Source organism: Commensalibacter sp. M0133, assembly GCF_016101485.1.
GTDB lineage: Bacteria > Pseudomonadota > Alphaproteobacteria > Acetobacterales > Acetobacteraceae > Commensalibacter > Commensalibacter melissae.
The window spans coordinates 1-12,535 of the sequence record NZ_JACFQI010000001.1 but is presented as its reverse complement, the minus strand read 5'-3'; the positions used below and the strand labels follow the sequence as shown (position 1 = coordinate 12,535).

The following is a 12,535-nucleotide window of genomic DNA, read 5'->3' as shown; positions in this document are numbered from 1 at the left end:
CTTAATTATATTAGCATCTGACCTTCGGAACAAACTTCCTTAAAGGAACGAATTATGACACTTTCAAATAAACCTGCTTTTGCATAAGGATCACTGATGGCAAATCCCTCGGCAGCTGCTCGATCTTCTACATTCAAAATAATGAGTGAGCCACAACTTTTTCCCTCATTATCCAATAAGGGGCCAGCAATTTTTATTTGTTTTTCATAAGTTTTAAGATACGCCAGATGTTGAGAGCGAACAGCCATTCTCATTTCTAGAGACGAAGGTTTGTCATTACACATTATTACAAATAACATTTGTTCTCCCATCACTACTTTACAAATCATAAATAAAAAAACATATTATGACCAAGAATGGATAAGCTTGCCAGTTTTTTAAATATAAAATATCCTCTTATTTTCCATAAACCCTGATTATTTTTCAATGACTGATTCAAGAACTCTATCAAAACCAAGAAATAATCGATTTTTTTCAATCAATCGATTAGCAAATCCGAAATTTTTTTTTCAGTTTACGACAAAACTGCAGCCCTGGATCAACGGGTTTGCTTTGTTTTTCATCGTCATTGGAATAATATGGGGCCTTTTTATCTCCCCAGCAGATTGGCAGCAAGGGGATAGCGTAAGAATTATGTATATTCATGTTCCCATGGCCATGCTTGCCAGTGCCGGTTATATTTTACTTGCTTTTTGCGGTTTTTCATCTTTAGTCTGGAAACATCCCTTAGCCGATCTAGCGGCCAAAGAAATTGGACCTGTTGGAGCTATTGTAACTGCCCTATGTTTAATAACGGGGTCCATTTGGGGAAAACCCATGTGGGGCACTTGGTGGGTTTGGGATGCACGATTAACATCAGTTCTGATATTGTTTTTTCTCTATTTAGGACATATCACTTTATGTCATGCCTTTGATGAACCTCAAAAGGGTTATAAGGCAGCTTCCATTCTTGCCCTTGCAGGCGTTTTTGATCTCCCTATAATCAAATTCAGTGTTCAATGGTGGAACACATTACATCAGCCAAATACATTCAGTTTAACCCATGCCTCTTCAATCACTCTTTCCATTGCTACCCCATTGATTTTCTGTTCGCTGGGTTTTTCCCTTGGATTTATAGGTATACTATTTACACGAATTCGAACCGCCATTCTTGAAAACCAGATCCATCGCCTACTTATCAATTCACAATCTTTGTCAATGCAATGATCATGTCGCATCTCCCCTACTTGATTTTCGCTTATGGAATTACCCTGTTAACTGTTTTGGCTTTATTGCTTACCACTTATAGACGATTTCACCAGGCAAAAAATAAACTGGACATTATGAAAAAACTTAGTCATGAAACGTAAAACTCAACGTCTATGGATAATCCTAACTTGCATGATAGGCTTCGCGATTGCAATCGCATTGATTTTATCAGCTTTTTCAAGTAATTTAGTCTATTTCAAAGTTCCTTCCCAACTCATAAACCAATCCATATCTAATTCTACCACAATACGATTGGGAGGAATGGTTGTAGCCAACTCCCTTCATCATCAGAATGACCATCACACACCAATCGCTATATTTGATATTACAGATGGAAAAGCTGCCATTCATGTAAAATATAGAGGCATTTTACCCGATCTATTTCGAGAGGGACAAAGCGTTATTGCCATTGGTTACTTAAATCCTCAAGGAATATTCATCGCCACTGAAGTATTGGCCAAACATGATGAAACTTACATGCCTAAAGAAATCGCCGACGCTTTGCGCAAAAATGGCAAGTGGGATCCGCGTTTTGGTCCACCACCCGATCCAGACAGCTGGAACCACATGATAAAACCCCAATAAGCAATGGAATGACAAATGTTTTCAATTCTTCTAAGTCCCGAACTTGGTCATTTTGCATTGGCACTTGCCTGCTGTTTGGCGGGGGCTCAATTTGTTCTGCCATTACTAGGAAACAAAAAATATAATTTTCATTTAATGAATCTAGCGTCCCCCCTGGCATGGGGACAGTTTTTCACTCTATTGATAACATTTATTTGTTTGGTTACAGCAGCATTGAATAATGACTTTTCTGTGCAAAATATCTTACAGAATAGTGCAAGTGACAAACCCATTCTTTATAAAGTAACAGGCATATGGGGAAATCACGAAGGTTCAATTCTCTTGTGGGCATTTATACTTTCCTTTTTCGGGGTTCTTTTTTCAAGTTTCAGTCATCATCTTCCATTTTCATTAAGAATAAAAATCATAGCCATTCTTGGCGGATGCGCAGCTGGTTTTGAACTTTTTTGCCTGATTACATCAAATCCTTTCCTGCGAATCTGGCCTGCCCCGATGGAAGGTCAAGGAATGAACCCGCTACTTCAGGACCCGGGATTGGCGTTTCATCCCCCAATTCTTTATACTGGCTATGTAGGTTTTTCAATTCCATTCGCCTTTGCTGTTGCCGCATTGATGGAAAAACAAGTTGATGCAGCCTGGGGACGATGGATTAGACCCTGGGTTATTACTGCATGGATTTTTCTTACCGCTGGCATAGCAATTGGATCATGGTGGTCCTACTATGTTCTTGGATGGGGAGGCTACTGGTTTTGGGATCCTGTCGAAAATGCCGCATTAATTCCATGGTTGACGGGAACCGCCTTATTACACTCAGCCTTGATCGTTGAAAAACGTGAAGCCCTGAAAGCATGGACGATTTTTCTTTCCATTATAACTTTTTCTCTTGCATTATGTGGAACTTTTCTGGTTCGTTCTGGCATATTAAATTCCGTACACGCATTTGCATCAGATCCAACCCGTGGAATTTTCATTCTTGTATTACTAACAATTATTTGTGGAGGTGCTTTGGTTCTGTTTGCGTGGCAGGCTCCACTTCTTTTATTCACGGCATTATTTGCGCCCATATCTCGAGAAGGCTCAATCATTCTCAACAATATATTATTCTGCTCCCTGGCTGCCATTATTTTGGTAGGCACCCTCTACCCTCCTGTTTTACAAATGATTGATGGAGAAACTATTTCCGTTGGAAAACCATTTTTTGACAAAACCTTTATCCCTCCGGCCCTCATTGCAATTTTTTTTATGGCCTTTGCACCTTGGTTGGCATTTAAAAAAGCAAAAATAAAAAATTTGCTTCGTCCTTTATCCATTATGGGAATTATTACGATCATTATCGTCATCGTAAGTTTTATTTATTTACATCGTTTCTTACCAGCGATTGCGACAGGGGTTTCATTCTGGGTAATCATGGGGGTCCTCACAGATTTCAGCGGTAAATTATCTTTATTTCATACCTCTTTCAAAAATAATATCAGCCGGATGAAAAATTTACCCAGATCCTTTTATGCTGCCTATATTGCTCATATTGGCGTTGCTGTTACCTTATTGGGAATTGTGGGAATGGCATATAGTCAACAAAAAATTGTTGAGGTACCTATTGGGACAACTCTGCATCTGGCAGGCTATAAATGGACCCTGGAATCTGTACAGAAAAGAAATGGACCCAACTATCAATCCGAGGAAGCGGTTCTTAAAATCAGTAGACATAATAAAACAATATGCTGGATGTTTCCTGCCCGACATTTTTTTCCTCGCCAGCAACAGGTCATAACAGATGTAGCCATTCATACCAATTTTATCGCTGATTTGTACGCTGTTCTTGGAGATAACAGGAACAATCATGACAAAGCTAGCGTCTATGTCCTGAGATTACACTTCAACCCCTTGGCACCCTGGATCTGGATCGGTGGTTTCATTATGATATTAGGCGGTATCATCACCCTTATTGATCTTTGCGCCAATAAGAACAATAAAAAATTTTCTATGCAAAAAATGGAACAATCATCATGAAATCCATTACCAGACGACGATTGATATGGGGATTACCACTGGGTGCAACCGTTCTTGCAGGTGGAGGGTTTGCCACGATGCTATCCAGTTTAAAAAAAGGAAAATTCGATCCGCATAAAATAGAACTTCCCAATTTGAACAAACCTATTCCAAATTTTAAACTCAAACCAATATTATCCTACAAAAATTTTGACAGCCTATTGTTAAAACAACAGCACAAACCTGTATTAATCAATTTTTTTGCTTCATGGTGTCTACCCTGTATCAGTGAGATGCCAATTTTGAATCAGCTTTCCACCAGGCTTTCCATATGGGGCATAGCTTATAAAGACAAAAATAATACGATAAACCAGTTTCTAAACCGTCATGAAAATCCATATCAATATCTAGGACAGGATGATGAGGGGATGATTGGAATCAATTGGGGAATCTCTGGCGTGCCTGAAAGTTTTCTTATTATCCCGGGGGGAATTATACATTGGCATTATGCCAAACCTTTGGATAAAACTGCCGTTTCATCCCTGCTTTCACTTGTAGGGACCTGATCAATGCGATTAGTTATCATTCTTGTCCTGATAATCATAAACTTTTTTTCTATTTCCACCTATGGTCTCGACAGCCCTGATGAAATATTGCCAAACCAACGGCAGGAAAAAAAAGCCGAAGAGATTGGCTCGCAATTACGCTGTCTTGTTTGCCAGAATGAATCCATAGAAGACAGTAATGCCGAACTGGCAAAGGATCTAAGAAAAGTCGTTCGCCAACATGTTCAGGCTGGTGAAACCGATGATCAAATCATCCAATGGATGGTTGACCGTTACGGCAATTTCGTGCGGTTAAGTCCTCCCCTTAATCTTGCAACCGCGTTATTGTGGTTTATGCCTTTACTTGCCCTTTTGACAGGGTGTCTAATAGCTCTCATAAATTTCAGGAAAAAAGGGTTGAAGCCATCTCCCTTAAATAAAGATGAAGAAAAACGTCTCGAAAAATTGATGAAAGAACCTTGATCCATGTTATGGATAATGATGATCTTAATCAGTCTTATCAGTTTGATACCCTGTTTTATAAGTCTGTACCGGAAAAAATATCCTTCAATAGCAAACAATCCTTCAATAGCTTTTTACCAGTTACAACTTAAAGAACTGGAAAGTGAATTGCGACAGGAATTGATTTTACCAGAAGAATATCATCAGGCAAAACTTGAAATTCAACGCCGGCTTCTAAATTCTGACGATCAAAGTGAAAAAAATAATTCCATATCTTGTGATCCGGCAATCAATGGTCATTTTTTTATTCTGTGCGGCTTGATTTGCATTCCCCTGACCGCCATAGGTCTCTATTTGCTTAATGGTGTACCTGCCTTGCCTTCTCAACCCTTACGAACAAGAATAGCTGAACAGCAAAAACAGAATAAAGATCTCGCACCTTATGTAAAACAATTGAAAGAAAAAATTGTCACGCTTGCTTATAATGATCCGAAACGGATAGAAGGTTACCTCTTACTGGGTCGGATTGAAGCTGAACAAGGTCAGTTAGACAATGCTATTCAAGCCTGGAAAACAGCTCTTGACCAACGTTTTGACCCTTATCTGGCCGCGCAAATTGCCGAACTGATAATTCAAAAAAATGGTCAAATGACCGAAGAATCATTCACTCTTTTCCAACAGGCCCTACAACGCGCACCTTCAGATGCACCGTGGCGAAATATGGCTGAACAGAGAGTCATGGAATATCAGAAAAACAATCCTTAATTCTGTTTGGATTGATAATCCCTGAAAGCATTATATAAAAAACAATATTTGTCGCGGTAAGATGTAAAACATATTCCGCCATATAAATTGATGGCGATGGAGATTGAGACGAACTGCCGTGACCACCAAAATGATTTCGCAATTCTGGCACCCCTGTTTTGAGAGTCATGATATAACTGTCGATTGTCTTTTCCATCCCAACAGGAAACAATCCATTTTTGTGTATAATTTTTATAAGGTCACTGGCCCGGTTGTTTGGATCATATTCCCATTCACATTCATTGCAAATCGATTTCAACAAAGATTCAAAAGCACGATTACATGCGACAATACAATCCTTGATATATTGATTCCGGTAATGTTTATGTGCATTACTATATTCTTCATTAACCTTTTCAAAAGCCTTATTATGAATAATCTCCAATGCAGGTTTAACGATTTCCTTATGAACATATTGATGATCAATACGGATTATTTCACCATTTTCATACTGATACCCTACGCCTGCATATAGGAAACGTTTATTTAATTCCTCAATCAACCCAATTAAAATTTTATCGTTTTTAAACTCATAAAAGGGATTAACATTTGAAAAACTTGCTGTCCTTATATTAATTCCACATTCAATTAAATCTAAAACATGTTCGTATTTATTATCATATTTAACAATATAAGATTCGAATTGATCAATAAAATTCAATGAATTAGAATTTAAAAATTTTTTTCCCCATTCCCTTGATACAATTTCATAAATAGAAATCCAAAAAAATTACTGTCTTCTAAATATCAATTATATTCGGTTTCTAATAAATTCTTTAAAACGAAAAAATCTGTGTTTTTAATTCTTCAGAAAAACAGTCATAAACATAGACATCATTTTTGATAGCTTTTTCAGCTTTTATACGATTTGAATGAAGATTCATGATTACCATTTTTAAAAACTTCTTTTTATGGAATTAAAATATTTATTACATTGTATTCAATGAAAAAGCGGTTTGACGTTTCTTTTCTGGCGGAGGGTTGGGCTGACAGGAGATAAGATAGATGCCAAATACAAAAATTGTATTACTGATGCTGTTCAATAATAATGTTTCCTGAAAACGCTGATCCGCGACGATTCCTAGATAGATTGAATAGATTGCAAATGGAATCGAGATAATTCTTATGCCAGCCAGCATCATACGAAACGGATTGAGAAATCCTACCCGAATAATGGATTGCATACGATAAATGGAGAAATAAAATAACACGCCAAGACACCATGCCATTACATTAAAAAGCACAGAAAAAATACTCATTTCAAAATAAAGAACAAGTAGAATCAGGGAACCGGCTGAAAAAACCAGCGATCCGAGCTGTAAACTCATTCCAATTTTCAATGCTGACCATTTTTCTGGCAGACGGTCAGCAATTGGTTGGAAAAAACGATCCAGTAACCATAGATCAAGAGCGAGGATTCGATCAGAAACGGGGGGTTTATTATTTGAAAACATGAAACTTTTATCCAGCAACTTTTAAAAAAAGTTATAGCATTATATCAAGCTTAATCAAACAATATACATTTCCAAAAATTATATTTTAACCTTCGCAAAAAGAACCCGCTTTAATTAAAAAAAGCGGGTTAAAGGATATCAAGAAACAAACATACAAAATTAGGGTTGGATCGCGTTTTGCCTATGTTCTTTCAACATACTCAAAATCCGTTGAATACATCGGCCACAGTCGGGTTTTGAACCACAAGATTTATAGACTTTGCTTGGACAGTCTGCACCATCCTTAATAGCATTTCCTATATCCTTGTCGGTTAATGCACGACATGAACAAATATACATCGCCAAGGCCCCATCACAACTAGGTTGTTAATAATGATTATAATAACCATTCTTAATAACTATGTCTACAATTTTTTTATTACGTATCTAAACTTTTTTTGATCATGGATTTATTTCTTTTTTTATTTATAAAAAAAACATATAATTAACTAAATAATCACAAAGATTATTTTAATAATATCAAGTAATTTAAACATACATCAACTAAGGATTTCATTAATGATCAAAGATAAAAAAGTAATTGAATATTTGAATATTCAACTTACAAATGAATTAACAGCCATCAATCAATATTATCTTCACTACAAAACCCTGTGTCATTGGGGAGTCACCATTCTTGGCAAAAAAGAATACCAGGAATCCATTGAGGAAATGAAACATGCAGATTCGCTGATTGAACGTATTCTCATGCTTGACGGATTGCCCAATATGCAAAGACTAAACACCGTACAGATTGGTCAGTCAGTTGAAGAGATCCTCCATGCTGATCGCCAGATGGAGATGAAGGCTTGCAAAGATTTACGCGAGGCAGTTTCCTATTGTGAACAGATACAGGATTACGTGACTCGTCATATTTTTGTTTCAATTTTGGATTCTGAAGAAAAACATATTGACTTCATTGACAAACAATTTGATCTGATCAAACAAATTTCTATAGGTCGATACATCACTTTGAATTCCGATCACGCAACGGAACAAGAATCGTAATTCAAATTTTATTCAATATGGATATCTTACTAAAGTAAGATGTTACTATCTTACTTTTTAAGAAAATTACGAATTATCCTTTTTCATACAAATCAAGTTAATATATCCATCCAATCTTACAATAGATTGTCTTTGACAGATCCTCTGTAATTAAGCAAGATTAGCTTTTACAAATTAAACAACCCTGTTTTAAATATTTCAATAGACAAGACCCGAACAGGAAATCAAAGACATGAGATCAATCCTACCCCCTTTGACACTAAGCTTGACTTTGCTTGCAACCACCCCTTTTAGCGGGTTTCTTCTTCCTGCCTATTCTGTTCCCACCAGTCATATTTCATCAAAAAATATACCTTCTTCAAAACAGCAGGTAATTCGCGCCACTTTGAAAAATGGATTACGGGTGATTATCATTAAAAATAATTTGGCCCCTGTTGTTACGGCGCAAGTCAACTATCTTGCCGGTTCCAACCAAACGCCAAAGGGATTCCCGGGAACTGCACACGCATTGGAACATATGATGTTTCGTGGAAGCAAAGGTCTAGACAAAGATCAGCTGGCAATTATCGGGGCACAATTGGGCGGAAGCTATAATGCCTTTACCACAGAACACGTCACACAGTATTATTACACAGCTCCTGCCGAAGATTTAGATGTTATCCTGAAAATTGAAGCTTTACGAATGAATGGATTAAGCCTAAATGCCGCGGATTGGGACAAGGAACGTGGAGCGATTGAACAAGAAGTTTCAAGGGATTTGTCCAATCCAATTTATAAATATGTTTCTGAATTACAAAAGATTTTATTCAAGGACACCCCATATGAACATGATGCTTTGGGAACCCGTCCATCTTTTGATAAAACAACCGTTCAGGATTTACGTGAATTCTATGAAACTTACTACACACCCAATAATGCAATCCTTGTTATCTCAGGCGATATTGATCCCCAAAAAACCCTGGCAACTGTCAAACAAAATTTTTCTTCCCTACCTCGCAAAAATCTACCCAAACAAACCTCTTTCAAATTAAAGCCAATAAAAGCCAAAACATTACATTTTCCAACGGATCTCCCAGCTGGACTTATAACAATGGCATGGCGCATGCCTGGGGAAAAATCCAGTGATTATGCCGCCGCGACCATTCTGAGTGACGTTATTTCAAGCCAGCGGGAAAAGTTATATGGTTTAGTGCCACAGGGAAAGGCCCTGTCAGCTGATTTTGAATATATTCCCAAAGGCAATACGGGCTTTGGCGTGGCCATTGCAGCATTTCCAAAAAACAGGAATTATCAATCCCTTTTGAACGAGGTTCAGACAATCCTTAGATATTTTCATGAAAATGGTGTTCCGGCCGAATTTGTTGAAGCGGCAAAACGCAAGGAGATTGCATCCCTCAAATTCTCTGCCAACAGTATCACGGGATTGGCCAGCAGCTGGTCAAATGCCTTGGCTTTTCAGGAATTAAATAGTCCTGATGATATGATTGCCGCTCTTAAGGCAGTCACTCCAGAAAAAGTTAACCAATTGGCAAAAAGGATTTTAAAATCGGAAGAAGCGATCACGGCGATTCTCACACCTGAGGATTCCGGAAATCCTCTATCGAAAAAAGGTTATGGAGGCGCTGAATCCTTTGCCTCAATTCCTGATAGACCTGTCCCCTTGCCTGAATGGGCTGATAAGGCACTGAAAAAACTTAATATACCCAAGGCATCCCCTTTACCTACAGATATAACCCTGAAAAATGGTATTCGTTTGATTGTTCAGCCAATCAATGTCAGTGATACCATAAGTGTATTCGGTGCCATTCGACAGAACTCAAGTCTGCAAGAGGAAAAAGATAAGGAAGGTATTTCAGACATTACAGATGAGATGTTCAAGTATGGGACCAAGACTTATGATCGTCTGGCTTTTCGTAAACAGATTGATGACATCGCTGCCGATATCAATACAGGAAGCGACTTTTCATTATCTGTTCTTACGCCCTATTTTGACCGTGGTATGCAGTTATTGGCTGATAGCGAGTTAAATCCGTCTTTCAAACAAGAAAACCTAGATATCGTCAAATCACAAACAGCGCAGTCCCTAAAAGGATTATACCAGTCCCCAGGTTATCATTTTGACAGATCCGTTGCAAAAGCGGTTAATCCCATTAATGACCCAAGTTTACGTCAGCCAGTCCCTGAAAAAGTTATGAAATTAACCTTAAATGATTTGGAAAATTTCTATCAGCAATCCTTTCGTCCAGACCTTGCAACAATTGTTGTGGCAGGCAACATAACGCCTGAAAAAGCGAAGGCAACCGTTGAAAAATATTTCGGGTCATGGAAGGCGAAAGGTGTCAGGCCCAATCTTGATTTGCCTCAACGTCCAAATAGCAAGACCTCCTACATTCATGTTCCCGATAAAAGCGCAGTGCAAAGCAGCGTTGCATTGGTTGAATCCATCCCGCTGAACGTTTACCATCCGGATCATTATGCCCTGAACCTTGGCAATGAAATATTAAGTGGCGGATTTGCAGGGCGGTTTTACAAGGACTTGCGGGTTAAGACAGGATATGTCTATAACGTAAACAGCTCTTTTGACTGGTCCCGCACACGTGCGGGATATAACATCAGTTTTGGTGCGGATCCTGACAAGGTTGATCTCGCCCGCAAGGCAGCCCTGAAAGACTTGCAGGCCATGCAGACGCAACCCGTCAGCGAACATGAACTGCAACTGGCCAAGGCGTCATTGCTGAGGAGCATCCCATTGCAACGTTCCAGCATTGACAAACTCGCGTCACAATATTTGACCTTCAGCGAATTGGGATTGCCCCTGGACACACCGCAAAGATCAGCCCAAATCTATTATCGGATGAGTACCGGCGATATTCGGAAAGCCTTTAAAACATGGATCAGAATTGATGACCTCGCCCAGATTACCAAAGGGCCAATTAACCAGAAATAAGATTATATATTGTTGCTATTTTAAAACAAAAATTATAATCTTTATTCATCATCTTATAAAAATTAAGTTTTGGGGATTTATATGTCAAAAAATATTTTAATTACATTTGCCGGTCGCCAAGACAGAATGGAAAATTTAAATCAATATATACGATATGCACTAAACAATAATTTATTAGATGAATGGCATATATGGGATTTTACCCGTAATAAAACTGATAAAGAATATATCAGAAACAGTTATGGACCAATAGCATATATGCAAGATAATGCCGGTTACCAATTTTATAAAGATTTACCCAAGAATTCTAAACTTACCATTCCTTTAAGAATATCAAATGATTTTCATATTGCATTTGTAGAAAAAAACCAGGATAAATTTACAGAGGTTGTCATAGGTGGATGGGGTAATTCTGGTTCAGAAATAAGAAGAGTTGATTCAAAAAATTTATATGACAATAATAGAGATAATACAGAGGAAATTTTTAAAACAGAATTTTTCACTCTCCTAAACGCTTACTGCGATAATATCCTCACGATCAGCAGGGGAAGTGATAACGACATAAATATTTCAATCAACGGATATGAATTTCCAACATTCAACCTCCTTAATAGAGACAATATACCAAAACTATACTTACAAGGCGGATTTGGTGCATGGCTGGAGTTCTGTTATGTCAATGACAGAATAAAACAATTCATAGGCAACTTAAACGAATCTTATCCCTATTATCATGCCTATCGATATTATGCTTCAAGAATTGACCTTTTCAAAGATGATGTTTTCCTGAAATGTGATGATGATATAGTTTATATTGAACTTGAAAAACTGAAGGAATTCATTGATTTCAGACGAAGAAATGATGAATATTTCCTGTTATCAGCAAACGTTGTCAACAACGGCGTATGTGCCTATTTTCAAAAAGAGAATTTATCCATCCCTGATGAGGTAGGTGAATTTGAACTTCCACCTAACGGTTTTAAGGGTAGTTTATGGGAAAATGGAGAAAAAGCTGAAAAGCTGCACTCTTATTTCATTAAAAATCGTGGAAAGCCCCTACCTTTAACATCAAAAATTGTAGAATGGGACAAAAGGTTATCAATTAATTTTATATCTTGGAAAGGAAGAGATTTACGCTTTATGATGTTGCCTTTTCAATGCGATGATGAACAAATTTTAACAAGCAATACACCACAATATTTAAATCGTAAAACAGCTTTATTTTCCGATTTTACTGTCTCTCATTTAAGTTTTTATTCACAAGAATCTCATATGAATACAGGATTACTTATCAATGAATATGTAAAATTGAGAAAAGAAAAATATAATATTTAAATATCAGTAATTTCCGGTTTTGACCTGAAAAAATTCAGCAATCCTTTCGTCCAGACCTTGCAACAATTGTTGTGGCAGGCAACATAACGCCTGAAAAAGCGAAGGCAACCGTTGAAAAA

The 12,535-nt window shown here is 37.6% G+C and carries 14 protein-coding genes; 10 read left to right on the top strand and 4 right to left on the bottom strand.

Annotation, left to right across the window (positions count from 1 at the left end; all coding sequences use genetic code 11):
* Positions 1 to 5: 5 nt before the first annotated feature.
* A complete protein-coding gene (locus tag H3T46_RS00070) occupies positions 6 to 299 on the bottom strand; it encodes a YciI family protein (protein WP_122123336.1) in 294 nt (97 codons plus the stop codon).
* A 127-nt stretch (positions 300 to 426) separates the two neighbouring features.
* Here H3T46_RS00070 and H3T46_RS00065 point away from each other — a divergent pair, with 127 nt between their 5' ends.
* The 7 genes from H3T46_RS00065 to ccmI are packed head-to-tail and all read left to right on the top strand — an operon-like array spanning position 427 to position 5,594.
* Positions 427 to 1,206, top strand: coding sequence for a heme ABC transporter permease (locus H3T46_RS00065; RefSeq protein WP_155565210.1), 780 nt, complete (start codon positions 427 to 429; stop codon positions 1,204 to 1,206).
* Positions 1,207 to 1,208: 2 nt separating this feature from the next.
* Positions 1,209 to 1,349, top strand: a complete 141-nt coding sequence (gene ccmD / locus H3T46_RS00060) for a heme exporter protein CcmD (RefSeq protein ID WP_198197061.1) — start codon at positions 1,209 to 1,211, stop codon at positions 1,347 to 1,349.
* Positions 1,339 to 1,833: a cytochrome c maturation protein CcmE gene (ccmE, locus tag H3T46_RS00055; protein ID WP_155565208.1), complete on the top strand. Its 495-nt coding sequence runs from the start codon at positions 1,339 to 1,341 to the stop codon at positions 1,831 to 1,833. Before ccmD ends, ccmE begins: the two co-directional genes overlap by 11 nt.
* Positions 1,834 to 1,848: 15 nt before the next feature.
* Positions 1,849 to 3,843, top strand: coding sequence for a heme lyase CcmF/NrfE family subunit (locus H3T46_RS00050; protein ID WP_198197060.1), 1,995 nt, complete (start codon positions 1,849 to 1,851; stop codon positions 3,841 to 3,843).
* Positions 3,840 to 4,388 carry a redoxin family protein gene (locus H3T46_RS00045; protein WP_198197059.1) on the top strand — a complete coding sequence of 183 codons (549 nt, stop codon included), beginning with the start codon at positions 3,840 to 3,842 and terminating at the stop codon, positions 4,386 to 4,388. The genes H3T46_RS00050 and H3T46_RS00045 overlap by 4 nt, the downstream gene beginning before the upstream one ends.
* Positions 4,389 to 4,391: 3 nt before the next feature.
* On the top strand, positions 4,392 to 4,850 hold the full coding sequence (locus tag H3T46_RS00040) for a cytochrome c-type biogenesis protein (protein ID WP_198197058.1): 459 nt from the start codon (positions 4,392 to 4,394) through the stop codon (positions 4,848 to 4,850).
* 15 nt (positions 4,851 to 4,865) lie between these two features.
* Complete coding sequence (gene ccmI, locus H3T46_RS00035; RefSeq protein WP_198197057.1) at positions 4,866 to 5,594, top strand: c-type cytochrome biogenesis protein CcmI; 729 nt, start codon at positions 4,866 to 4,868, stop codon at positions 5,592 to 5,594.
* On the opposite strand, the gene H3T46_RS00030 is transcribed toward ccmI, so the two are convergent.
* From H3T46_RS00030 to H3T46_RS00020, 3 genes are all read right to left on the bottom strand, one after another.
* Positions 5,566 to 6,348 (bottom strand): STM4504/CBY_0614 family protein, encoded by a 783-nt coding sequence (locus H3T46_RS00030; RefSeq protein WP_370552769.1) that lies wholly within the window; start codon positions 6,346 to 6,348, stop codon positions 5,566 to 5,568. The two genes, ccmI and H3T46_RS00030, sit on opposite strands and share 29 nt — an antisense overlap.
* A 214-nt stretch (positions 6,349 to 6,562) precedes the next feature.
* Positions 6,563 to 7,087 (bottom strand): hypothetical protein, encoded by a 525-nt coding sequence (locus H3T46_RS00025; protein WP_198197056.1) that lies wholly within the window; start codon positions 7,085 to 7,087, stop codon positions 6,563 to 6,565.
* Between the two features lie 159 nt (positions 7,088 to 7,246).
* Positions 7,247 to 7,426 (bottom strand): bacterioferritin-associated ferredoxin, encoded by a 180-nt coding sequence (locus H3T46_RS00020; protein WP_155565201.1) that lies wholly within the window; start codon positions 7,424 to 7,426, stop codon positions 7,247 to 7,249.
* A gap of 219 nt (positions 7,427 to 7,645) precedes the next feature.
* Between H3T46_RS00020 and bfr the strand changes: the two genes are divergently transcribed.
* The 3 genes from bfr to H3T46_RS00005 all read left to right on the top strand — a co-directional run bounded on the left by bfr (position 7,646) and on the right by H3T46_RS00005 (position 12,416).
* Positions 7,646 to 8,134: a bacterioferritin gene (bfr, locus tag H3T46_RS00015; RefSeq protein ID WP_110438757.1), complete on the top strand. Its 489-nt coding sequence runs from the start codon at positions 7,646 to 7,648 to the stop codon at positions 8,132 to 8,134.
* Between the two features lie 232 nt (positions 8,135 to 8,366).
* Complete coding sequence (locus tag H3T46_RS00010) at positions 8,367 to 11,081, top strand: pitrilysin family protein (protein WP_198197055.1); 2,715 nt, start codon at positions 8,367 to 8,369, stop codon at positions 11,079 to 11,081.
* A gap of 81 nt (positions 11,082 to 11,162) precedes the next feature.
* Positions 11,163 to 12,416 carry a hypothetical protein gene (locus H3T46_RS00005; protein WP_155580192.1) on the top strand — a complete coding sequence of 418 codons (1,254 nt, stop codon included), beginning with the start codon at positions 11,163 to 11,165 and terminating at the stop codon, positions 12,414 to 12,416.
* Positions 12,417 to 12,535: the final 119 nt, after the last annotated feature.

Coding starts and splice junctions, on each gene's coding strand:
- H3T46_RS00070 (WP_122123336.1), bottom strand. CDS start 299: ATGTTATTTGTAATAATGTGTAATGACAAACCTTCGTCTCTAGAAATG.
- H3T46_RS00065 (WP_155565210.1), top strand. CDS start 427: ATGACTGATTCAAGAACTCTATCAAAACCAAGAAATAATCGATTTTTT.
- ccmD (WP_198197061.1), top strand. CDS start 1,209: ATGTCGCATCTCCCCTACTTGATTTTCGCTTATGGAATTACCCTGTTA.
- ccmE (WP_155565208.1), top strand. CDS start 1,339: ATGAAACGTAAAACTCAACGTCTATGGATAATCCTAACTTGCATGATA.
- H3T46_RS00050 (WP_198197060.1), top strand. CDS start 1,849: ATGTTTTCAATTCTTCTAAGTCCCGAACTTGGTCATTTTGCATTGGCA.
- H3T46_RS00045 (WP_198197059.1), top strand. CDS start 3,840: ATGAAATCCATTACCAGACGACGATTGATATGGGGATTACCACTGGGT.
- H3T46_RS00040 (WP_198197058.1), top strand. CDS start 4,392: ATGCGATTAGTTATCATTCTTGTCCTGATAATCATAAACTTTTTTTCT.
- ccmI (WP_198197057.1), top strand. CDS start 4,866: ATGATGATCTTAATCAGTCTTATCAGTTTGATACCCTGTTTTATAAGT.
- H3T46_RS00025 (WP_198197056.1), bottom strand. CDS start 7,087: ATGTTTTCAAATAATAAACCCCCCGTTTCTGATCGAATCCTCGCTCTT.
- H3T46_RS00020 (WP_155565201.1), bottom strand. CDS start 7,426: ATGTATATTTGTTCATGTCGTGCATTAACCGACAAGGATATAGGAAAT.
- bfr (WP_110438757.1), top strand. CDS start 7,646: ATGATCAAAGATAAAAAAGTAATTGAATATTTGAATATTCAACTTACA.
- H3T46_RS00010 (WP_198197055.1), top strand. CDS start 8,367: ATGAGATCAATCCTACCCCCTTTGACACTAAGCTTGACTTTGCTTGCA.
- H3T46_RS00005 (WP_155580192.1), top strand. CDS start 11,163: ATGTCAAAAAATATTTTAATTACATTTGCCGGTCGCCAAGACAGAATG.